The sequence below is a fragment of the Streptomyces sp. SID14515 genome, assembly GCF_010548505.1.
Classification (GTDB): Bacteria; Actinomycetota; Actinomycetes; order Streptomycetales; family Streptomycetaceae; genus Streptomyces; species Streptomyces caviscabies.
Map to the genome: position 1 here is coordinate 68,095 of NZ_JAAGMH010000121.1, position 21,910 is coordinate 90,004.

Consider the following 21,910-nt stretch of genomic DNA (forward strand, 5'->3'; position numbering starts at 1 on the left):
CAAGAGCGCCCGGTAGGAAGCCCCTAGGGGCTCACGCGTGAGCCCCTAGGGGCTTTCGCCTGTCCGGGGTTCAGGCGCCTGTCCGGGGTTCAGGATGCGAAGCGCCGCGCTCCGGACGGTGTGACCACCGCGTCCACCGGGTGGTCGTGCGGTTCCGAGGGAACCCGTGCGACCACCTCGTCGTCGTACAGGAGCACGACGAGCGCCGGGTGCGCCCCGGCGGCCGTCAGCCGGGCCAGCACCCGGTCGTAACTGCCGCCGCCCCGCCCGAGCCGCATCCCGGCCCCGTCCACCGCCAGGCCGGGCAGCAGCACCGCGTCGGCGTCCAGGACGGCGGCGGGGCCCAGCCGTGGGCCGTCCGGCTCAAGGAGCCCCCGCCCGGCCGGCAGCAGGTGCTCCGGGCCCTCGTAGGACGCCCAGTCCAGGTCGTTGTCGGGCAGGAGCACCGGCAGCAGCACGCGCACGCCGCGCCCGCGCAGCGCTTCCAGGAGTGCACGGGTGCCTGGCTCGCGACCCACGGAGACGTACGCGGCGACCGTACGGGCGTCGGCCAGTTCGGGAAGGCCCAGGGCCGCTTCGGCGAGAACCGCGGCGGCCCGCACGGCGTCCTCCTTCGTCAGAAGGGCCCGCGCGGCGAGCAGTTCGCGCCGCAGGGAGCTCTTCGCGGACGCCTTGCCGGACTTGTCGGTGTTCAATAGAGACTCGCACGATTCTCGTATGGGCATATTTAAGGACGAAGTTAACCGGAATATCAGCTTCCGGCCGTGTGCAGCCGTTAAGGTCTGCACATGACTCAGTCGCCCTCCAGGATCAGCAAGGCCGTCATCCCGGCAGCAGGTCTCGGCACCCGGTTCCTGCCCGCCACGAAGGCCACTCCGAAAGAGATGCTGCCTGTCGTCGACAAGCCGGCCATCCAGTATGTCGTCGAGGAGGCCGTGGCAGCGGGACTCTCCGACGTACTGATGATCACCGGTCGCAACAAGCGTCCCCTCGAGGACCACTTCGACCGCAACTACGAGCTGGAGTCCGCGCTCACCCGCAAGGGCGACGCCGAACGCCTCGCCAAGGTCCAGGAGTCCAGCGACCTCGCCACCATGCACTACGTCCGCCAGGGTGACCCCCGCGGCCTCGGACACGCCGTGCTGTGCGCCGCCCCCCACGTGGGCGACCAGCCCTTCGCGGTGCTCCTCGGCGACGACCTGATCGACCCGCGCGACGCCCTGCTGGCCCGGATGGTCGAGGTCCAGGAGCGTGAGGGCGGCAGCGTCATCGCGCTGATGGAGGTCGACCCCTCGCAGGTCCACCTCTACGGCTGCGCCGCCGCGGACGCCACCGTCGACAGCGACGTGGTCCGCATCACCGACCTGGTCGAGAAGCCGGACCCGGCCGACGCCCCCAGCAACCTCGCCATCATCGGCCGGTACGTCCTGGACCCCGCGGTCTTCGACATACTGCGACACACCGAGCCGGGCCGCGGCGGCGAGATCCAGCTCACCGACGCGCTCCAGCTCCTCGCGGCCGACGAGAAGACCGGCGGCCCCGTGCACGGCGTCGTCTTCAAGGGCCGCCGCTATGACACCGGCGACCGCAGCGACTATCTGCGCGCCATTGTCAGACTGGCGTGCGAACGTGAAGACCTGGGGCCGGACTTCCGGACCTGGCTGCGCAAGTACGTCGCTGAGGAGATGTAACCCCGTGAGCAGCACGATCTGGTCGGTCGACGAACACCTGGACGACATCGTCGCCGCGGTGCGGCCGCTGGAGCCCATCGAGCTGCAGCTGCCGGACGCCCAGGGCTGCGTGCTCGTCAAGGACGTCGTCGTGGAGGTGGCCCTGCCGCCGTTCGACAACAGCTCCATGGACGGTTACGCGGTCCGGATCGCCGATGTCGAGGGCGCCAGCGAGGAGTTCCCCGCGGTCCTCACCGTCATCGGCGACGTCGCCGCGGGCAGCGCGGGGCTCGCCGACGACCAGGTCGTGGGACCGGGACAGGCCGCCCGCATCATGACGGGCGCACCGCTGCCCGCCGGTGCGGAGGCCGTCGTCCCGGTCGAATGGACGGACGGCGGTACGGGCGAGGGCCCGGCCGCCGCCATGCGCGCCCACAGCGACGCGCCCGAGGACGCCACCGGCGAGGTCAGGGTGCACCGGCCCGTCGTCGCCGGCGCCCATGTCCGCGAGCGCGGCAGCGACGTCAAGCCGGGCGATCTGGCGCTGGCCGCCGGGTCGGTCGTCGGCCCGCCGCAGATCGGGCTGCTCGCGGCGATCGGCTGCTCGACCGTGGTCGTACGGCCCCGCCCCCGCGTGGTCGTCCTGTCCACCGGCAGCGAACTGATCCAGCCCGGCGAGACGCTGACGGGCGGCCAGATCTACGACTCCAACAGCTTCGCGCTGACGGCCGCCGCCCGGGACGCCGGAGCCATCGCCTACCGGGTCGGCGCGGTCGCCGACGACGCCGAGACGCTGCGCGCCACGATCGAGGACCAGCTGATCCGCGCGGACATCGTCGTCACCACGGGCGGCGTCAGCGTCGGCGCGTACGACGTGGTCAAGGAGGCGCTGTCCTCCGTCGGCGACGAGGACGAGCCGGGCAGCGGGATCGAGTTCCGCAAGCTCGCCATGCAGCCGGGCAAACCCCAGGGCTTCGGCTCGATCGGCCCGGACCACACCCCGTTGCTGGCCCTGCCGGGCAACCCGGTCTCCAGCTATGTCTCCTTCGAGTTGTTCGTCCGCCCCGCCATCCGCGCCCTGATGGGCCTCACCGATGTGCACCGCCCCACCGCCCGCGCGGAGCTGAGCGCCGAGAAGGCGCTCACCTCGCCGGACGGCCGCCGCCAGTTCCTGCGCGGCCGCTACGACGCGGAGGCGGGCACGGTCACTCCGGTCGGCGGTTCCGGATCGCATCTGATCGCCGCGCTCGCGCAGGCGGACGCGCTGATCGTGGTGCCCGAGGACGTCACCTCGGTCGAGCCCGGCACGGAGACGGACGTGATCCTGCTCCGCTGACCGCCGCCCGGTGGCGGTACGGTATCTGCCGCCGTGCCTTCCGGGGGACCCCCTCCGGGTCCGAGGCCCATCGGTGCCCCTACCGCTAGGCGGAGTGAGTTGAGTACGCAGAACAGGCTGACGCACATCGACGAGGCGGGCGCGGCCCGCATGGTCGACGTGTCGGAGAAGGACGTCACCACCCGCGTCGCCCGGGCCGCCGGCCGGGTGCTCGTCTCGCCGCGCGTGATCGAGCTGCTGCGCGGCGAGGGAGTCCCCAAGGGCGACGCCCTCGCCACCGCCCGGATCGCCGGGATCATGGGGGCCAAGCGCACCCCGGAGCTGATCCCGCTCTGCCATCCGCTGGCCGTCTCCGGTGTGACGGTCGACCTGAGCGTGGCCGACGACGCGGTGGAGATCACGGCCACCGTGAAGACGACGGACCGTACGGGCGTCGAGATGGAGGCCCTGACGGCGGTGTCGGTGGCGGCCCTGACCGTCGTCGACATGATCAAGGCGGTCGACAAGAGCGCGGTCATCACCGACGTACGGGTCGAGGCGAAGTCGGGCGGCAAGTCCGGCGACTACCGGCGCACCGCGCCGGAGGGACCGGACGCGTGACGCCGCCCGAGCCGGCCGCGTCCGGCCACGAAGGGCGGGCGCCCGGGCCCGGGGCCTCCGGCCACGAGGGGCACGCGCAGGCGTCGGGGCCAGGGGCCTCCGGCCACGAGCAGCCGGCAGGGGGGCCGGAACCCACCGGAGCCGCGTTGCTCTCTCCGTACGCCGCCCTCGTCGTCACCGCCTCCAACCGGGCCTCCGCCGGGGTGTACGCGGACAAGGGCGGCCCGCTGATCGCCGAGGCGCTGACCGGCCTCGGCTTCACGGTCGACGGCCCGCAGGTGGTCCCCGACGGCGACCCGGTCGAGGCGGCCCTGCGCGCGGGCGTCGCCGCCGGGTACGACGTGATCGTCACCACCGGCGGTACGGGCATCTCACCCACCGACGCCACCCCCGAGGCCACCCGCCGCGTCCTCGACCACGAGATCCCCGGCATCCCGGAGGCGATCCGGGCCGAGGGCCTCGCCAAGGTTCCGACCGCGGCCCTCTCCCGGGGCCTCGCGGGCGTCGCCTCCCGCACCCTGATCGTCAACCTCCCCGGCTCCACCGGCGGGGTGAAGGACGGACTCGCGGTCCTCGGCAGGCTTCTGGTGCACGCCGTCGACCAGCTCCGCGGCGGCGACCACCCCCGACCGGGGAGCCCGAGCTGAACATCGCGACCTGGCCGGTGACGCTGACCGACGGCGAGATCGTCCTGCGCCCGATAAAGATGCGTGACCAGCGGATGTGGCGCGAGGTCAACCGGCGCAACCGCGACTGGCTGCGCCCCTGGGAAGCCACCGTCCCGCCGCCCGCCCCCGGCGGCCCGATGGCGCAGCGCCCCACGTACCGGCAGATGGTCCGCCATCTGCGCGCCGAGGCGAACGCGGGGCGGATGCTGCCGTTCGCCATCGAGTACGAGGGCCGGCTGGTCGGTCAGCTCACGGTCGCGGGGATCACCTGGGGCTCGATGTGCTCCGGGCACATCGGCTACTGGGTCGACCGGGGCGTCGCCGGGCGCGGGGTCATGCCGACGGCCGTGGCACTCGCCGTGGACCACTGCTTCCGCACCGTGGGCCTGCACCGCATCGAGGTCTGCATTCGCCCGGAGAACGGGCCCAGCCGCCGGGTGGTGGAGAAACTCGGATTCCGCTCGGAGGGCGTGCGCCCGCGCTATCTCCACATCGACGGGGCCTGGCGCGACCACCTGATCTTCGCCCTCACCGCCGAGGAAGTGCCCGAGGGGATGCTCCGGCGCTGGCGCCGGTCGCGCCCGGTGACGCCGAGAAGCCCCGGACCGTCCGACGAAATAAAATAAGTGTTCGAATTTGATCGCGGGATGACCGTCGGATGACCGCATTGGGTCGGGCTATCGGCGGCTGTTGATCCGAACAATCACAAAAAAAGTCCGTGATATCAGCCGGATCGTGCGACACACCGAGCCAATTGGCGGATCCTTCCGCGCAAACCCCTCTACGGTGTGAGCGTGAGCAGCAGCGGCCTCATCTACGCAGTCATCGTCGGGGCCTGGGCCGCCTACTTGGTGCCGATGTGGCTCCGCAGGCAGGACGAGCTCAACGAAGCCCGTCCGACGGAACGCTTCAGCACCGCCATCCGGCTGGTGTCCGGACGGGCGGCGATGGAGCGCCGGTACGCCAAGGAGCTGCGGGAGCGCACCGCCGAGGAGGCGGCGCCCGACGTCGACCCGGACCGGGAAACGGACCGTATGGAATCCGTGGACGTCCGGGCCTTTGCCGCGCCTCCGGCGCACACGGAAGCCAGGCTGAGCGACCCGGCGCACGCGCCCGAGCGCGTCCCGGACCACCAGGCTTCCGACCGCCAGGCGCACGACCGTCCGGCGCATGACCGTCCGGCGCACGATCGTCGGGCGGGGCATCAGCCGTCGGACCGTCAGCCGAACGAACGCCGGTCCGGTGAGCGCCCCGCGGAGCACGCGCCCCCCGCCCAGCGGCGACCCCGCTCCGGCGCGGCCGACGCCGAGCGGGCCCGGCGCGCCCAGCGCTCCCAGGTCCTGGCCCGGCGCAGGCGGACCACCGTCGTCCTCTTCCTGGCCTTCACCGCCGGCGCGGTCGTCGCGGCGGTCGGCGGCCTCGGCTTCCTGTGGGCCCCGGCGGTACCGGCCGTGCTGCTGAGCACGTACATCGTGCATCTGCGCGCCCAGGAACGCCGACGGTTCGCCTTCACGATGGACCGTCGCCGGGCCGAGGTCGCGGCCCAGCGCCTGCGCGAGAACCGTCCCCGCAGGCACCAGCCCGCGGCCCCCGCCCCCGCCGAGCCTGACGACGACTCCGAGGCCCACCACCCGGAGCCGGAGCCCACGCCCACGGTCTCCCCCCAGGAGGCCGGCCGGCGCGCCCTCGTCGAGCAGACGGACCACGCGGAGTGGGTGGACCAGCAGCGCGAACGCGGCCGTGTCCAGGGCGACAGCTGGGAGCCCGTCCCCGTACCGCTGCCCACCTATGTCACCGCGCCCGTCGCCCCCCGGGCCACGGGCGGCGTGGAGGTCGGCGACCCGGAGACCTGGAGCGCGGCCCGCTCCAGCACCGCCGAGCCCAGCCAGACCGGCACGTCGCACCCGACGCCCCCCGCGGTCGACCCGGCCCCGCGCCAGCGCACGAACCAGTCCCGCCGCAACCGCGACCGGGGCCGGACCCCGCTCTTCGACCAGTACGACGACGAGGACCGGCCGCGCGCGGCCAATGAGTGAGGCGGCGGGGGCGCCGGGGGCCCGGGAAGCCCGACACCGCTGACCAGCGGAGGAACGGATTTCCAAGCACCCCCATGAGGGTGCTAGAGTTTCACACGTCGCAAGGGCCTGTGGCGCAGTCTGGTAGCGCACCTCGTTCGCATCGAGGGGGTCTGGGGTTCAAATCCCCACAGGTCCACAACCGACAGTTCTTGAGTAGCTCTCAAGAAACGTCACGAGATCCCGTTCCGCCGGAAGGCGGGGCGGGATCTCGTCGTTTCCGGCCACTCGTCGCCGCATCCCCGCCCGGGACGGGACTACCGCTCGCCCCGGGACAGGGACGCCAGCAGGGGCAGCTGCTCGGGCGCCACACCGGCGATCGCCTCGACCAACTGGTCCCAGGGGCCCAGGGACAGTGCCTTGGCGAGGAGGAGACGGGCCGTCGGGGTGGGGCCGAGTGAGTGGGCGATGGCTCCGATGGCTTCGCTGCGGCTGTCCGGCTCGCTGATGGAGTCGGCCAGGGCGAGGGTTGCCTCCGTCGCGCCCGCCCGGGCCGCGGCCTGGACGACATCGGCCGTGCTCCTGTCCCGCAGGGCGGGGCTGAAGATCTCGTCGAGCAGGGCGATGGCACGGGGGAGGTCGCCGGCGGCTGCTGTGCCCGCCGCCAGGTGCCCGAGGCCGTGTTCGTCCGCACCGGGCCCCAACGAATCCTCGGTCAGTCGTTCCGCCCGGTTCAGATCGCCTGTCTCGACGAGCTTCGCCACGACGGCGGAGAGGAATTCGTGCACTATGTCCTCCGGCAGAGACGTGGTGAGAGCCAGGGCCTCATCGATGTCCCCCGCCGCGAGGAAGGCGCCTGCGGCGCTGTACCTGTGCCAGCTCTGCTGGTAGGGGCTGTCCAGGGCTCTTGCCTCGTACAGGAGTTCCTGAGCCACCTCGCGGGCCCGGTCCGGGCTGCCCGTCGCGCCGAACGCCATGGCGATCTTCTCCATGGCGTGGGAGTACTGCGAGATGGACAGCCTTTGCCGGGTCTCTTCGAGCAGGGAGGCGAGCAGAGCGTTCTTCCGGTCGTCCCGGCCGGTGTGGTGCAGCCCCTTGACCACCTCCACCATGTCCAGCACCCGGGCGTATCCGTCCTCCGGCTCGGCCGATTCCTCGGCCCACCGCACGAGGGCGTACGCCGCGTCATCAGCGCCCGCCGAGATCAGTGCACCGGCCACCGCGATCTGCGGCGTCACCTTGCCGCGCGGCGCCCGGCTGACCCGCGCGAGGTCCGTGGCCGCCGCCACCACCGGTTCGGCAAGCTCCGGGCGACCCGCTCGGAGCAGTGATTCCGCCAGACGGACCCGAAGGTCCACCTGCCAGCCCGGGGAGGACACCTGGCTGATCGCATGGAGGTTCCGCACCGCCAGGTGCGCGCAGAGCGTCGGCTGTGCGGCCTTCGCCCATGCCGTTCCTACGGCGGTCAGAGCTTTCGACCGGAAGACCGGAGTGGCGATCCGCTCGGCCGACTCCAGCGCTCCGTCCGGGTCGCCTGATTCGGCGATGGCCGTCGCGATGGCGCACAGCTCCTCGTCGCGGTCGGCCGGGTCGGGGAGGAACCGTTCGACGATCCGCTCCGCCCGTTCGTGCTCCCCGACCGCTGCCAGGCCGGCGGCGACCTCGGGGAAGAGCCAGGCGAACTCCTGCAGGTCCGTTGTCGTCGCGGCCAACTCGGCGGATCTGAGGGCGATCTCGGCCGCCGACGCCGCGAGGCGAGGCGCTTTCGCCAGGCGTACGGCGATGAAGCTGAGGTTCTGAGCCTGTCGGAACACCTCTGCGTCCGCCGTGGAGGAGAGAGCGCGCTCCATCGCCGCCTGAGCCTGGCCGTCCTCCCCGAGCAACGAGAACGCGCAGGCTAGGTCGGCGTACAGCTCAGGGTGGTGGGTGGTGTCGGCAGCGGAATCGACGGCCCGTACTGCCTCGGCCGCGTGCTGGACGACAGTCGCCCTCACTTCCGGCTGCCGCCGTACGTCTGCCTCGGCCGCCGTCTTGACGACGGCGACGAGAGCTTCCGTCCACCGTTCCTCGTCCTTCACCACGGACGTCATCAGCAGGGCATCGGTGTACCGGCCGGCTTCCGCCAGTCCCTCCGCGGTCGCCGCCAGGAGGAGGTCCCGGTCCTTGAAGGTCTCCACGTTGTACGTCAGCTCGAGGGCCCGAGCCGGTTGCCCGGATGCGGCGAACGCTAGGGCGACGGCCACCAGAGCGCTCACCCGGGTGCCCGGATCGTGCCGCGACTTCGCCATGCTGACGGCGCGGTCCGTATGCCCGAGCCGCGCCCACAGGCCGATCAGATCGCGCGGCAGGGCACCCGTCCGTTCGTGCAGCCCGTCGCGGGCGGCGGCCAGGCGCAGAGCGGCGGAGACGTCCACGTCCCCGTTCCGCGTGCCGTCCGACAGCAGCTGGTCCAGGGAAGCCGACAACTCGCTGAGCGCTTCGAGGTCCGCCCCGGTGACCTGCCACAACCGCTCGTGCCGTTCCGCGTCGCACACCAGCTCCACCAGCCGCCCGGTGTCGCCCAGTTCTCGCAGGCGCTGGGCGTACCCGCGCAGCAGATACTCGGGTGTCGTGGCGGGCCAGCCCGCGCTCCGGTACGTCTGTGCCCACCGGTGCAGGCGGGCGCGGCAGTCCGTCAGCTCCGCGGCCGTGATCAGGTCCGCGGCGCTGCGCTGGATCTCCTCGTGGGCCAGGAGGTAGACCTCGGGGCCGTCCGGCGTCCAGTGCGCGGAGCGGCGGCGGAAGCTTCGGCCGCTGACGGCGGACAGCTCGCGCTCCACCAGGCGGGGCCGGCTCCCGGACAGCGCGGCGATGTCGCTCGCGCTGAGACCGCCGCCGGCCGCCACCGTCAGGCCGACGAGGTCCCATCCCAGACCGCCGGCGTCGCGCAGCCGCAGCAGGTCCTCCTCCGCGTCCCGGCGGGCTGCTTGGGCGTGCGGGGAGGGCTTCAGCCAGTGGTTGATCTCCGTGGTGTGCAGGGGGTGGTCGGCGGGCACGTCCTCCGGTACGGGCGGGTGCGGGCGGCCGGCCACGATGATCCGCATGCCGTGCGGAGGCGTACGCGGCAGCAGCGCGGCGATGCTGTGGCCGCCCGGCCCGGAGGTGATGCCGTGGTCCTCGTCCAACCCGTCCACCACGAGCACGAGCCGGCGGCCCTGTGCGGCGCAGTGTTCCGCCGTACGGTTCAGGGCGAGCCGCATCTGCTCGTCGCGGGTGTGGGGTGTGCTGAGCGGCTCCTCCTCCCGCAGCAGGGCGTACAGCTGCCGTTGGACGACCTCGCAGAAGGCCGCCGCGTCGTTCTGGCCCGCCATGCGGGAGGTGATGAAGAACGAGACGACGTCGATTCCGGGCGGCGGACGCAGGACGAAGTCGGCCAGCAGGGCGGACTTTCCGGCCCAGGCGGGGGCCAGCCAGCGCCAGTAGTTCTTTCCGGAGACGTCTTCCGAGCGTGTCTCCGTACTGAAGGACGCCAACTCCGAAAGCTCGGCCTCACGTCCACGGAAATCGGCCGCGGCCACCCGCTCGACCTGGAGCAGGTAGCCCGACACAGCGATCCGTGGTGCGGCCATGTTCGCCGAGCCGATGAAGACCCCGGTGTTCGAGAACGCGACGCCGCCCTCCGCCGACGCGTCGCCCGTTCCCTTCACCCCGATCCTGCCCTCGGCCACCGCGCCGCTACCCCTGCCGGAAGCCGGTGTTCGCGTTGCCCCCGTCGGCCTCCGCGTCGCCGGTGTCGCTGACGGAGACCGCGCCCGGCGTGCCGGTGGAGGCCGGGGCGATGAAGCCGGTGTTGGCCTCGCCGCCGCGGGACATCGCTCCGCCCGTTGCCTTGACCTGCACGTCGGGGCCGCGGGGCGGGCCGAGGGCCCCGTACACGCCGACCCCCAGGGCGGCCACGCCTACCACGGCGGAGATCACCCCGGCCACCTGATCGGCCCGGTCCCAGCTGAGGAAGGACAGCGCTCCGGCGAGCACGGCGACCGCCAGGCCCGTCCACATCAGTACGGTTCTTCGGGCACTGTTCACGGCCGCGTCCTTCCTTATTCGGAAGGCAACTCTACTGCTGGGGAATGGTGTTCGGGCTGGACTCGGACGCGCTCGCATTGCCGGGCGCAAAGGTCTGCACCTGCGCTTTTCGCCGATCTCTCTACAGTTCTCGGCCAGTTCTGTAGAAAAGAGCCCCGCCGTCGCTTCTTGTCGCGGCAGTTCCGGCTGCGCCAGAGTTCGAGGCGCGGCGACAGGAACATGTCATCGCCGCCGGGCAGTGTCCATGGAACACATCGCGCTTCCCCAGGCGCGGTGTGGCCACCCCCCCATTGTCTGGACGCTCGCCTGCGTAGCGGAAGGAATCGCGTGAAGCACAGCAGGAAGAAGAACGCGCGCAGATACATCGTCGCCGCCTCGATCGGCGCCCTTCTGTCGGCCGGAGTCGCCACAGGGGCCTACGCCGGTTCGACGACGGAATCCTCGGCTCCCTCGGCGCCGGCGTACCAGCCGGAGATGGTCAAGGCGCTCGCCACCACCCTGGGCGTCAGCGAGAAGGCCGCGGTGCAGCGGCTGGACCGCGAGGCCCAGCAGCAGGACCGGTTCGCGGAGTTGCGGAAGGACCGGGTCAGCACGCTCGGCGCCTTCTTCGCCGCCGACGGTTCGCTGGTCGTCAACGCCGCCGACGCCGAGGCGGCCGAGGAAGTCCGCGCTGCCGGCCTCAAGGCCCGGGTCCCCGAGCGCGGTGAGAGCAAGCTCGACCGCATCAAGGCCGAGCTCGACGCCAAGGCGCTCAAGAGCGCCCCGGCCGGGGTGTCCGCGTGGTCCGTCGACCTCGCTTCGGACACCGTGACCGTCGAGGTCAACGGTGACTCCGACGCCGCCACCCGCAGCTTCCTCAAGGCCGCGAAGAGCAACGGCGACGCCGTACGCGTCGTCAAGGGGCAGGAGAAGCTGGAGACCCAGGCCGTCGTTCCGCCCGGCAGCCGGATGACCTTCAACGGCTACCTCTGCTCCGTCGGTTACGGCGCCAAGGACCGCAACGGCAAGCAGGTGCTCGTGACCGCCGGGCACTGCATCGAGGACCTGCCCGAACTGGCCTACAACGGCACCCGGTTCGCCAAGGGCACCCACACCCGGTTCGCGCTGGGCACCCGCAGCGTGGACATGGGCATCGCCGCCGTCGACGCCGGCAACTCGATCGGCCTCGACGTCACCACGTACGGCAAGGCCGGCACCGTCCCGGTCAAGGGCAGCAAGCGGGCCCCCTCCGGCGCGGCGCTCTGCAAGTCCGGCCAGACCACCCAGTGGACCTGCGGCAAGGTCGGCTCGTACAACGTCAGCGTCACCTACACCGACCAGAACGGCGGCCCGGACACCGTCGTGACCGGCCTGGCGAGCTCCAGCGTCTGCACCCAGGGAGGGGACAGCGGAGGCGCGTACATCTCCGGTGACCAGGCCCAGGGCATGACGTCCGGCGGTCCCAGCAACCAGCGCTGCAACGGCCAGGTCAACTCGCCCGGCTCCTCCTACTTCCAGCCGCTCGACGACGCCCTCGCGTACTACGGGCTGACGCTCAACACCAAGTAACAGCACCGCAGTTCAAGACCGGCCAAGGCCACCCCCCAGACGCGGGAGACCGTCCACTCATCCTGGGCGGTCTCCCGTTCCACCTGTTCCCGGCCCGTAGTCCCATGCCACCCCGTGGACCCCGGGCTTGCACCGGGAGGTGAGCACATGGACGTTGTGCGCGTCGCTCAGCGGGATACGCCGCCGGCCGCGGGGCGGTTCGCCGACCTTGTCCCGGACGTAGCGGTGGCAGTCCGTCGGCAGGGCGCCCGGGTGGAAGAAGACCTGCTGGAGGTATTCGTGGAGGTTCGTCCGCGACCAGCGCTCGTAGTGTGTGGCCGGGGTGTCGGACGGGCTCACATCGACCGCGTAACTCACCACCGTGGTGTCCAGCTTGGCCAGTTCCCGGCCGAAGTGGATCTCCAGCACCAGGGATTTCAGCCCCTTCAGGTACGTGGCCTCGACGAGGCGTCCGCAGGTGACCCTGATGTCGACGGGCTCGGCCGCCTCGTCGTCGAAGCTGAGCACGAAGATCGCCCGGTCCGCCCCCGCCCGGCTGGCCCGCAGCACGTTCGTGGTGGAGATCCCGCTCATCGTGCCGCTCTCGCCGATCTTCACGATGTCGTGGACGAGCAGCGAACTGGTCTCCTGGTTGAAGTGGCGGAACCGTGCGCCGAGCGCCTTCTCCACCACCGAGTCCTCCCCGAGGATCTGGAGCGCCGCCCCCTCCGCACCGGGCGGGGTGATCCGGCCGCGCGGGCGGCGCGGGCCGAGCAGCGAGCGCAGGGCTCCGGCAGGCAGCTCCAGGATCTCCTCCAGCACGTCCACCGCCCGCAGGGACCGGGCCCGTTCGGGCTGGCTGCGGCCGCGCTGCCAGCTGCTGAGGGTGGCCTGGCTGATGGTGATGCCGCGCACCCTGAGCCGCTCGCTCACCCGCTCCAGGGACAGCCCGCGGCGGTTCAGCGCCTCCCGCAGGACGCCGGGGAAGGTGTCGGCGCCGGTCGCCGCCGCGTGCAGGGCCGAGGTGGTGATGGCCTCGCCCGTCCGCGCCGCGGTGGCATGCGCCTCGGTGGCGCGTGGGTCGGTGAGGCACGTATCGGTGACCCGCGCTTCGGTGGCGCGCGCCTCTTCGGTGTCCGTTCTGCTCGACATGTCCCTCCCGTTTCCGGCAGCCTCTCGGCGGGACGGCCGACAGGCCCCCGCATACTGGTTGACCACCGGACGGGTGGCGGATAACAAATCCCTCAGGGGTGACCTGTCCCACATCCGGCGGCGAACCGAACGAAGGGCGTGAACGGCGTGGACAGCACCGCTCTGGTCATCGCGGCGAGGAACGGCGACCGGGCCGCCGGGGAACGGCTGGCCGCCCAGTACCTCCCCCTGGTCTACAACGTCGTCGGGCGCGCCCTCAACGGCCATCCGGACGTGGACGACGTCGTGCAGGAGACCATGCTCCGGGCGCTGTCCGGACTGCCCTCGCTGCGCGATCCGGCCCGCTTCCGCTCCTGGCTCGTCGCCATCGCCATGAACCAGGTCCGCACCCGATGGTCCGGTCTCGGCCACCGTCCCGCACCGCTGGAGGCGACCGAGGACGCCGCCGACCCCGCCGCCGACTTCGTCGACCTGACGATCCTGCGCCTCGAACTCTCCGGGCAGCGGCGCGAGACGGCCGAGGCGACCCGCTGGCTGGACGACGCCGAACGCGATGTGCTGTCGCTGTGGTGGCTGGAGACGACCGGCGACCTCACCCGGTCCGAGCTCGCCGAGGCGCTCGGCCTTTCCCCGCAGCACGCCGCCGTACGCGTCCAGCGGGTGAAGAACCAGCTCGACGTCGGCCGCGCGGTCGTCCGGGCCCTGGCCTCCGACCCCCGCTGCCCGGCCCTGGAGGAGCTGCTGGGCGACTGGGACGGTACGCCGACGCCGCTGTGGCGCAAGCGGATCGCCCGCCATGTACGCGGCTGCGCCTCCTGCTCCGACGGCAGTGCGGGGCTGGTCCCGCCGGAGGGCCTGCTCTCCGGGCTCGCCCTCGTGGTGCCGCTCTACGACAGCGGGCAGTCGGCGGCGGTGGCCGTCGCCTCCTCGGCCTCGTCCGCCGCGCCGGCCACCGCGTCCGCGGCGACCTCGTCCGCCGCCGCCCCTTCCGCGTCCGCCGCGTTCTCGGTCGGGAAGGCGGCGGGGCTCATAGCCGGGGCGGCCGCCGTGACCGCCCTCGCCGTACTGATCTGGCCCTCCGCCCCCGCCCCGCCCGAAGCCCGGGGCGGCGGCGTCACCCACAGCCCCGCGCCCCCGCCGCCCGCGGACGCCCCCGCCGAGCCACTGCCCTCGCCCTCCACGGTCTCGCCCACGCCTTCGCCGTCGCCGAGCCGTACGGTCTCCGCCTCCCGGCCGCCCGCCGCCACCCCGTCGCCCTCCGCATCGCCCGCGCCCAGCAAGCCGCGCCCCGGCCCGGACACCGGTGTGGTCACCCGGGTCAACACCCTGCGCGCCGCGAACGGCTGCCCGGAGCTGGAGACCGACCCCCGGCTGACCCAGGTCGCCCAGCGGCACTCCGAGGACATGGCCGCGCGGAACTACTTCGGCCACACCGACTCCTCAGGCCGGGGCGCGGGCGACCGGGTCGGCGCCACGGGCTACGACTGGTCGGCCGTCGGTGAGACCATCGCGACCGGTATGAGCGATCCCGCCGCGGTCGTCGAGGAGTGGCGCAACAGCCCCGGCCGCGACGACGACATCTTCAACTGCGACTTCGTCCACGTGGGCGTGGGCATCGCCGACTCCCCGCGCGGCCCCTACTGGACCCAGGTGCTGGCCACCCCGAGGTGAGCTGTCGGGCCGATTGTCAGTGGCGGGTGCCAGACTCGGTCGGCATGGAGACCATGGAGAACGGTGTGCGGCTCAGGGATGTCGAACAGGCCGACCTGGAGGCGTTTCTCGCGTACGAGCACGACCCGGAGGCGGTCGAGAAGTCGCGGTTCCCTCCCCGGGAGAGGGAGGCGTTCATGGCGCACTGGAAGACGCGGGTGCTGGGCGACCCCACGGTCCTCGTGCAGACGGTCGTCGTGGACGGCGAGCCGGCGGGGAACGTCGTGGCCTGGTGGGAGGAGGACCGGCGCTTCATCGGCTATTGGTTCGGCCGTCCGTACTGGGGCCGGGGCATCGGCACCCGGGCGCTGACCGCGTTCCTGGAGCGGGAGACGGTCCGCCCGTTGTACGCGGACCCGGTCGTCGGGAACACCGGATCGGTGCGCCTGCTGGAGAAGTGCGGTTTCGTGGCGACGGAGACGGTGAAGCACGGGGAGAACGAGCACGTCGTTCTGGTGCTGGGCGGGAGCGCCTGATCAACGGCCGCTCCCGAGTGGTTACTTGACCGTAGGGCGGCGTACGCTTTCCGGGGCGCCGGCGGAGGTCCCGGCGCCGGTTCCGTACGGAGGAGTGGCTTCTGTGACGTCCGCCCCGCAGCGCGACCCGATCGACACGAGCAAGCCCCATCCGGCGCGCGTCTACGACTGGCTGCTCGGCGGCAAGGACAACTACGCGGTCGACCAGGAGGTGGGGGAGAAGCTGCCCGCCGAGGCGAGGGCCAACGCCGCGCGGAACCGGGCGTTCATGCACCGGTCCGCGGCCTGGCTGGCGCAGCGGGGGGTGGACCAGTTCCTGGACGTGGGCACCGGGATACCCACCGCCCCCAATCTCCACCAGATCGTCCAGCGGATCACCCCGACGGCCCGGATCGTCTACGCGGACAACGACCCCATCGTCCTGCGGCACGCGGAGGCGCTGCTGGTCAGCAGTCCCGAGGGGGCGACGGACTATCTGCACGCCGATGTGCGCGAGCCGGAGGCGATCCTCGAACAGGCGCGGAAGGTGCTGGACTTCGACCGGCCGATCGCCCTGTCGCTGATCGCGCTGATGCACTTCCTGCGGGACGAGGACGATCCGTACGGCATCACGCGGACGCTCGTCGGCGCGCTGGCCCCGGGCAGCTTCCTCGTGCTGTCGCACGGCACGGCGGACCAGCACCCGGAGCTGCGGGAGGAGACGGAGAAGGCGTACCGCAAGGGGGCCATCGCCCTGCGGATGCGGACCCGCGCGGAGGTCGAGCCGTTCTTCGAGGGGCTGGAGCTGGTCGCGCCGGGTCTGGTGCCCGCCGCCGAGTGGTACCAGGAGCAGCCCGCGCCCGCCCAGGAGCGCAGTGGGTTCTACGTGGGGGTCGCGCGGGTGCGCTGACCGAGGGTCGCGCGGGTGCGCCGGCCCCGCCCCGGAGTCCGTGGCCCCGGGGCGAAGGGTCACGCTCCGGGCTGCCGGAGCGGCTTGGCCATGCAGATGCTGCTCTCGTACTCCCGGTAGTGGCCGAACTTCTCGCACACCGTGTAGCCGCTCGACGCGTACAGCGCGATGGCCTCGGGCTGCTGGTCGCCGGTCTCCAGGACCATCCGGATGCGGCCGGCGGCGCGTGCGTCCTCCTCCAGGGCGGCCAGCATCCGCCGGGCCAGGCCCCTGCCGCGCCCTTCGGGGATCACGAACATCCGCTTGATCTCGGCGTCGCCGTCCCAGTAGCCCTGGTCGTTGCGGTTCTGGGTCCGCCAGCCGCCGGTCGCCACCGGGCGGTCCTGCTCGTCGTAGGCGAGGAGGTACAGGCCGTGAGGCGGCAGGAACATCGAGGGGTCGAGCGGTGTGAGATCGCCCCCATCGCCGTAGCGCTCGTCGTATTCGAGCTGCACCTGGTCGTTGAGTTTGACGGCGTCGGGGTGGTCGAAGGGCCGCGTCTGAATAATCATGCCATGTATCGTACATCTATGCGTAGGGGTGGAGTGGGTACTGTTTCGGGATGCTCACCGTTACCAGCGTGAATGTTAATGGGCTCCGCGCCGCCGCCAAGAAGGGCTTCGTCGAGTGGCTGGCGGGCACCGACGCCGATGTGGTCTGCCTCCAGGAAGTGCGGGCCGAGCTCGCCCAGCTGCCCGAAGAGGTGGGCACCCCCGAAGGGTGGCACACCGTCCACGCGCCCGCGGCCGCCAAGGGTCGCGCCGGCGTCTCGCTCTACTCGCGGCAGGCCCCCGAGCGGGTCCAGATCGGCTTCGGCGGCTTCGGTGTTCCCGGGGCCGAGGAGTTCGACGCGAGCGGCCGGTATGTGGAGATCGACCTCCCCGGTGTCACCGTCGCGAGCCTGTATCTGCCCTCCGGCGAGGTCGGCACCGAGCGCCAGGACGAGAAGGAGCGCTTCATGGCCGCCTTCCTGCCCTACCTCCAGGGCCTGAAGGCGCGGGCCGCGGCGGACGGCCGTGAGGTCGTGGTCTGCGGCGACTGGAACATCGCCCACCAGGAGGCCGACCTGAAGAACTGGAAGGCCAACCGCAAGAGCTCCGGCTTCCTCCCCGAGGAGCGCGCCTGGCTGACCCGCGTCCTGGAGGAGGCCGCGTACGTCGACGTCGTGCGGCGGCTGCACCCGGACGTCGAGGGGCCGTACAGCTGGTGGTCGTACCGGGGGCGGGCCTTCGACAACGACAGCGGCTGGCGCATCGACTACCAGATCGCGACCCCGGGGCTGGCCGGGCGCGCGGTGAAGGCCTGGGTCGAGCGGGCCGCCACGCACGGCGAGCGCTGGAGCGACCACGCGCCGGTGACGGTCGTCTACGAGCGGTAGCACGAGGCGTTACGCCTTCGGGGGCTGTGCCGCGGGACGTCCAGCCTCCGGAGGTCGTGCCGCGGGGCGTCATGCCTCCGGAGGCCGTACCGCGAGGCGTTACGCCTTCGGGGGCTGTGTGCCGTCCTCGCGGCGCAGTCTCCGGTCCAGGGCCATCGACAGCTCCGCGTCCACCACCGCGCGGGCCAGCGGGCGCAGTTGGGCCGGTTCGGTCTCCTTCGTGTGGGCATGCAGTACGCGTACGAAGATTTCGGCGAGCGCGTCCGCGTGCTCGCGGACGCGGCGGCCCGAGGAGAGCACCGTGGACAGCGGCACCCCTTCCCGTACGAGCTCGGCCGACACCTCCAGGAGGCGGCGGCTGATGTGCACGATCTCGTCCCCGTCGGTGGCGAGATAGCCCAGGTCCAGCGCGCTGGCGAGGTTCTCCGGCGTGACCTCGCCCTCGAAGTAGTCCGCGAGCTGTTCCGGGGTGAGGCGGACCGGGGTCTCCTCGGTCGGCTCGCCCAGGCCCAGCACCTCGGCGACATCGCGGCCGCTCTCGAAGGTGGCGGCCAGGTCGGCGATGCCGTTGAGAGTGTGGCCGCGCTCCAGCAGGCCCGCGATGGTCCGCAGGCGGGCCAGGTGATGGTCGTCGTACCAGGCGATGCGGCCCTCGCGGCGAGGCGGTGGGATCAGCCCGCGCTCCCGGTAGAAGCGCAGGGTCCGCACGGTGATGCCGGCCTCCTTGGCCAGCTCCTCCATGCGGTATTCGCGGTGCTCGCGTCCTTCAGCCACAAGGGCACCCTATGTTGTACCGCCGGTAACTTTCCTCGGTCCGACCCCTACCCATCAGTACGGTCCTGCTCTACTCTCCGAACAATGCCAGTGATTGCTGGCAGAGTCGCGTGACGTACCGCGGGAGGCGGCAGCATGGCCCAGCAGGAGCACGTACGTGTGGCGGTGATCGGAACCGGATTCGGGGGCCTGGGGGCCGCCGTCCGGCTGCGCCGCGAAGGCATCACCGATTTCGTCGTCCTGGAGCGGGCCGACTCGGTGGGCGGCACCTGGCGCGACAACAGCTATCCCGGCTGCGCCTGCGACGTACCGTCCCACCTCTACTCCTTCTCCTTCGCCCCCAACCCCGACTGGCCGCGCACCTTCTCCGGGCAGGAGCACATCCGCGCCTACCTGGAGCGCGTCGCGGACACCTTCGGGCTCCGCCCGCACATCCGGCTGAACCACGAGGTGAAGCTGATGAGCTGGGACAAGGAGAATCTGTACTGGGTGATCGAGTCGGCCAACGGCACGACGCTCCACGCGGATGTCGTCGTCTCCGCCACCGGTCCGCTCTCCGACCCCAAGATGCCGGACATACCCGGGCTCGACTCCTTCCCCGGCAAGGTCTTCCACTCCGCGCGCTGGGACCACGACTACGATCTGGCCGGCAAGCGCGTCGCGATGGTCGGAACGGGCGCCTCCGCGATCCAGATCGTCCCGGCGATACAGCCGAAGACCGCGAAGCTCACGCTTTTCCAGCGCACCCCGCCCTGGGTCATGCCGCGCATGGACCGCACCATCAGCAAGGCCGAGCGGGCGCTCCACCGGGCCGTTCCCGTGACCGGCACCGCTCGCCGCGGACTGCTTTGGGGCATACGGGAGTTGCAGGTCAGCGCCTTCACCAAGCACCCGGACCAGCTCGGCTTGGTGGAGAAGATAGCCAAGTCCAACATGGCGCGGGCGATCAAGGACCCGGCCCTGCGGGCCAAGCTGACCCCGGACTACCGCATCGGCTGCAAGCGGATCCTGCTCTCCAGCACCTACTACCCGGCGCTCGCCCAGCCCAATGTGGACGTGGTCGCCTCCGGGCTCAGCGAGATACGCGGCTCCACGGTGGTCGCCGCCGACGGCACCGAGGCGGAGGTCGACGCGATCATCTTCGGCACCGGCTTCCATGTGACGGACATGCCGATCGCGGAGCGGGTCGTCGGCGAGGAGGGCATCACGCTCGCCGAGTCCTGGAAGGACGGGATGAACTCGCTGCGCGGCGCGACCGCCGCCGGGTTCCCCAACTGGATGACGATCATCGGCCCCAACACGGGCCTCGGGAACTCCTCGATGATCCTGATGATCGAGTCCCAGCTGAACTACATGGCCGACTATCTGCGGCAGTTGAACGTCCTCGGCGGACGCGCCGCGCTCGGCGCCCGGTCCGCCTCCGTCACCGCGTGGAACGACCGCGTCCAGCAGCGGATGAAGCGCACGGTGTGGAACACCGGCGGCTGCACCAGCTGGTATCTGGACGAGGCGGGCCGCAACACCACCGTCTGGCCGGGCACGACGGGCGAGTTCCGGCGTCAGACGCGTTCGGTGGACCTCGCGGAGTACGACGTCATCCGGGCCGGCGCGGCGGGCGGTGCGCGGCGGTCCGCCGGGTCCGGGCGCGTACCCGAACAGCCCGGCCGTACCGACCGCGAGAGCGTGACCGCCGCGTCGGAAGCCGCGTCCGTCGCCGAGGAGGCCGCGCGATGAGCCGCCTCCTGCACCGCGACGCACCCGCACCGGTGCCCGCGGCCGAACTGACCGCGCGGTCCGCCGACGGTTCGCGGATACACGTCGAACTGCACGGCCCCGAGGACGCCCCGGCGGTGGTCCTGGCCCACGGCTGGACCTGCAACACCCGCTTCTGGGACGCCCAGATACGCGACCTCGCCGCCGACCACCGGGTCATCGCCTACGACCAGCGCGGCCACGGGCTCACCCCCGAACCGGGCCCCGGCGGCTACAGCACGAACGCGCTGGCCGACGACCTCGAAGCGGTCCTCGCCGCGACGCTCGCCCCGGGCCGCAAGGCGGTGCTCGCCGGGCACTCCATGGGCGGGATGACGCTGATGGCCGCCGCCGCCCGCCCCGGGCTGCGCGAGCACGCCGCCGCCGTCCTGCTCTGTTCCACCGGCAGTACGCGGCTGACCGCCGAGGCGCGGGTCCTGCCGCTGCGCGCGGGCGCGCTGCGCACCCGGCTCACCACCGCCGTACTGGGCGCGAAGGCACCGCTCGGCCCGGTCAACCCGGTCTCGAAGAAGGTCCTCAAGTACGCGACGATGGGCCGGGGTTCGGCTCCGGAACGGGTCGACGCCTGTGCGCGCATCGTGCACGCCTGCCCGCGCCGCGCGAGGGTGGAGTGGGGCCATGTGCTCGCCGAACTGGACCTCGCGGCGGGCGTACGCGAGCTGCGGGTGCCGACCGCGGTGATCGCCGGCGCGGACGACCGGCTGACCCCGCCGGTCCACGCCCGGACCATCGCCGCCGCGCTGCCGGTCGGCCTCGGCCTGACCGAGCTGGCCGGCATGGGGCACATGACGCCGGTGGAGGCCCCGGAGGCCGTCACGGCGAAGATCAGGGAGCTGGTCACGCGGTACGTCGCCTCGGGGGCGGCCGCCACGGGCACGGCCGCCACGGCGGAGAGGGAGGATGTCGCATGAGCAGCAGGCGGAATCTGGAGGGCCAGGTCGTCGTCGTCACCGGCGCGGCCCGGGGCGTGGGCGAGCTGCTGGCCCGCAAGCTGTCCGCGCGCGGCGCGACGCTGGCGCTCGTCGGCCTGGAGGCGGACGAGCTGAAGCACGTCTCCGAGCGGCTGCACGGCGAGAGCGACCACTGGTTCGCCGACGTCACCGACCACGCGGCGATGGCCCAGGTGGCGCGCGAGGTGAAGGAACGCTTCGGCAAGGTCGACGTGGTCGTCGCCAACGCGGGCGTCGCCTCGGGCGGCCCGTTCGTCGACTCCGACCCGGACGCCTGGCGGCGGGTCATCGAGGTGAACCTCATCGGCGGCGCGGTCACCGGCCGGGCGTTCCTGCCGGTACTGATGGAGAGCCGCGGCTACTTCCTCCAGATAGCGTCGCTGGCCGCGATCACCCCGGCCCCGATGATGACCGCGTACTGCGCGTCCAAGTCGGGCGTCGAGGCCTTCGCGCACAGCCTGCGCGCCGAGGTCGGCTACAAGGGCGTCAAGGTGGGCGTCGGCTATCTCTCCTGGACCGACACCGACATGGTGCGCGGCGCGGACCAGGACGACGTGATGCGCGAGCTGCGCCAGCGGCTGCCGTGGCCGATGAACCGTACGTATCCGCTCGGCCCGGCCGTCGACCGGATCGTCGACGGCATCGCGCGGCGCTCCCCGCATGTGTACGCCCAGTGGTGGCTGCGCGGCATGCAGTCGGTCCGCGGCTATCTGCCCTCCGTCATCGCGATCGGCGGACAGCGCGAGATGCGGCGCTTCGAGCCGCGCCTCCACACGGTGTCGAAGGGCTTGGTGGGGGCCGGAGGAGCGGCGGACCAGGACGCGCGAGCGGAGCGTGCGGACCGTGGGTGACGGTGGGTAGCGGTCCGAAATGCGTGAGATGTCGGGT

Annotated in this window: 20 protein-coding genes and 1 tRNA gene; 15 read left to right on the forward strand and 6 right to left on the reverse strand. The window is 72.0% G+C overall.

Translation table 11 applies throughout. From position 1 onward, the window contains the following. Positions 1 to 89 precede the first annotated feature (89 nt). Positions 90 to 695, reverse strand: coding sequence for a 5-formyltetrahydrofolate cyclo-ligase (locus G3I54_RS28900; protein WP_164618661.1), 606 nt, complete (start codon positions 693 to 695; stop codon positions 90 to 92). 93 nt (positions 696 to 788) lie between these two features. Here G3I54_RS28900 and galU point away from each other — a divergent pair, with 93 nt between their 5' ends. The 7 genes from galU to G3I54_RS28935 all read left to right on the forward strand — a co-directional run bounded on the left by galU (position 789) and on the right by G3I54_RS28935 (position 6,488). After that, a complete protein-coding gene (gene galU / locus G3I54_RS28905) occupies positions 789 to 1,691 on the forward strand; it encodes a UTP--glucose-1-phosphate uridylyltransferase GalU (protein ID WP_164618664.1) in 903 nt (300 codons plus the stop codon). Between the two features lie 4 nt (positions 1,692 to 1,695). Further along, positions 1,696 to 3,006, forward strand: a complete 1,311-nt coding sequence (gene glp, locus G3I54_RS28910; RefSeq protein ID WP_164618666.1) for a gephyrin-like molybdotransferase Glp — start codon at positions 1,696 to 1,698, stop codon at positions 3,004 to 3,006. Between the two features lie 99 nt (positions 3,007 to 3,105). Further along, positions 3,106 to 3,606: a cyclic pyranopterin monophosphate synthase MoaC gene (moaC, locus tag G3I54_RS28915; RefSeq protein ID WP_164618668.1), complete on the forward strand. Its 501-nt coding sequence runs from the start codon at positions 3,106 to 3,108 to the stop codon at positions 3,604 to 3,606. A gap of 146 nt (positions 3,607 to 3,752) precedes the next feature. Further along, complete coding sequence (locus G3I54_RS28920; RefSeq protein ID WP_032766941.1) at positions 3,753 to 4,253, forward strand: MogA/MoaB family molybdenum cofactor biosynthesis protein; 501 nt, start codon at positions 3,753 to 3,755, stop codon at positions 4,251 to 4,253. Between the two features lie 17 nt (positions 4,254 to 4,270). Beyond that, positions 4,271 to 4,900 carry a GNAT family protein gene (locus tag G3I54_RS28925; RefSeq protein ID WP_164618670.1) on the forward strand — a complete coding sequence of 210 codons (630 nt, stop codon included), beginning with the start codon at positions 4,271 to 4,273 and terminating at the stop codon, positions 4,898 to 4,900. Between the two features lie 168 nt (positions 4,901 to 5,068). Next, positions 5,069 to 6,310: a gephyrin-like molybdotransferase receptor GlpR gene (gene glpR, locus G3I54_RS28930; RefSeq protein WP_343240454.1), complete on the forward strand. Its 1,242-nt coding sequence runs from the start codon at positions 5,069 to 5,071 to the stop codon at positions 6,308 to 6,310. A gap of 104 nt (positions 6,311 to 6,414) precedes the next feature. After that, positions 6,415 to 6,488, forward strand: a tRNA-Ala gene (locus G3I54_RS28935). A 118-nt stretch (positions 6,489 to 6,606) separates the two neighbouring features. On the opposite strand, the gene G3I54_RS28940 is transcribed toward G3I54_RS28935, so the two are convergent. Together G3I54_RS28940 and G3I54_RS28945 are read right to left on the reverse strand one after the other, a co-directional pair. Beyond that, complete coding sequence (locus G3I54_RS28940) at positions 6,607 to 9,996, reverse strand: hypothetical protein (protein ID WP_164618673.1); 3,390 nt, start codon at positions 9,994 to 9,996, stop codon at positions 6,607 to 6,609. 7 nt (positions 9,997 to 10,003) lie between these two features. After that, complete coding sequence (locus tag G3I54_RS28945; RefSeq protein WP_343240455.1) at positions 10,004 to 10,354, reverse strand: hypothetical protein; 351 nt, start codon at positions 10,352 to 10,354, stop codon at positions 10,004 to 10,006. 327 nt (positions 10,355 to 10,681) lie between these two features. Here G3I54_RS28945 and G3I54_RS28950 point away from each other — a divergent pair, with 327 nt between their 5' ends. After that, on the forward strand, positions 10,682 to 11,902 hold the full coding sequence (locus G3I54_RS28950) for a S1 family peptidase (RefSeq protein ID WP_164618675.1): 1,221 nt from the start codon (positions 10,682 to 10,684) through the stop codon (positions 11,900 to 11,902). 57 nt (positions 11,903 to 11,959) lie between these two features. On the opposite strand, the gene G3I54_RS28955 is transcribed toward G3I54_RS28950, so the two are convergent. Beyond that, a complete protein-coding gene (locus tag G3I54_RS28955) occupies positions 11,960 to 13,033 on the reverse strand; it encodes a helix-turn-helix transcriptional regulator (protein WP_164618677.1) in 1,074 nt (357 codons plus the stop codon). 138 nt (positions 13,034 to 13,171) lie between these two features. On the opposite strand from G3I54_RS28955, the gene G3I54_RS28960 reads away from it, so the two are divergent. The 3 genes from G3I54_RS28960 (at position 13,172) to G3I54_RS28970 (ending at position 16,108) form a co-directional block, all read left to right on the forward strand. Then, positions 13,172 to 14,704: a sigma-70 family RNA polymerase sigma factor gene (locus G3I54_RS28960; protein WP_164618679.1), complete on the forward strand. Its 1,533-nt coding sequence runs from the start codon at positions 13,172 to 13,174 to the stop codon at positions 14,702 to 14,704. Positions 14,705 to 14,757: 53 nt separating this feature from the next. After that, positions 14,758 to 15,219 carry a GNAT family N-acetyltransferase gene (locus tag G3I54_RS28965; RefSeq protein ID WP_203687337.1) on the forward strand — a complete coding sequence of 154 codons (462 nt, stop codon included), beginning with the start codon at positions 14,758 to 14,760 and terminating at the stop codon, positions 15,217 to 15,219. Positions 15,220 to 15,322: 103 nt separating this feature from the next. Beyond that, positions 15,323 to 16,108: an SAM-dependent methyltransferase gene (locus tag G3I54_RS28970; RefSeq protein ID WP_164618681.1), complete on the forward strand. Its 786-nt coding sequence runs from the start codon at positions 15,323 to 15,325 to the stop codon at positions 16,106 to 16,108. 59 nt (positions 16,109 to 16,167) lie between these two features. Here G3I54_RS28970 and G3I54_RS28975 read toward each other — a convergent pair whose 3' ends face one another. Further along, positions 16,168 to 16,659, reverse strand: coding sequence for a GNAT family N-acetyltransferase (locus G3I54_RS28975; RefSeq protein ID WP_164618683.1), 492 nt, complete (start codon positions 16,657 to 16,659; stop codon positions 16,168 to 16,170). 50 nt (positions 16,660 to 16,709) lie between these two features. Between G3I54_RS28975 and G3I54_RS28980 the strand changes: the two genes are divergently transcribed. Continuing rightward, a complete protein-coding gene (locus tag G3I54_RS28980; protein ID WP_164618685.1) occupies positions 16,710 to 17,525 on the forward strand; it encodes an exodeoxyribonuclease III in 816 nt (271 codons plus the stop codon). 99 nt (positions 17,526 to 17,624) lie between these two features. Here G3I54_RS28980 and G3I54_RS28985 read toward each other — a convergent pair whose 3' ends face one another. Beyond that, positions 17,625 to 18,266, reverse strand: a complete 642-nt coding sequence (locus tag G3I54_RS28985) for a MerR family transcriptional regulator (RefSeq protein ID WP_164618854.1) — start codon at positions 18,264 to 18,266, stop codon at positions 17,625 to 17,627. A 168-nt stretch (positions 18,267 to 18,434) separates the two neighbouring features. Between G3I54_RS28985 and G3I54_RS28990 the strand changes: the two genes are divergently transcribed. The 3 genes from G3I54_RS28990 to G3I54_RS29000 are packed head-to-tail and all read left to right on the forward strand — an operon-like array spanning position 18,435 to position 21,873. Then, positions 18,435 to 20,033: an NAD(P)/FAD-dependent oxidoreductase gene (locus G3I54_RS28990; protein ID WP_164618687.1), complete on the forward strand. Its 1,599-nt coding sequence runs from the start codon at positions 18,435 to 18,437 to the stop codon at positions 20,031 to 20,033. Continuing rightward, positions 20,030 to 20,983 (forward strand): alpha/beta fold hydrolase, encoded by a 954-nt coding sequence (locus G3I54_RS28995; RefSeq protein ID WP_164618689.1) that lies wholly within the window; start codon positions 20,030 to 20,032, stop codon positions 20,981 to 20,983. Before G3I54_RS28990 ends, G3I54_RS28995 begins: the two co-directional genes overlap by 4 nt. Then, positions 20,980 to 21,873, forward strand: coding sequence for an SDR family oxidoreductase (locus G3I54_RS29000; RefSeq protein WP_164618691.1), 894 nt, complete (start codon positions 20,980 to 20,982; stop codon positions 21,871 to 21,873). The genes G3I54_RS28995 and G3I54_RS29000 overlap by 4 nt, the downstream gene beginning before the upstream one ends. The last annotated feature ends 37 nt before the right edge of the window (positions 21,874 to 21,910 follow it).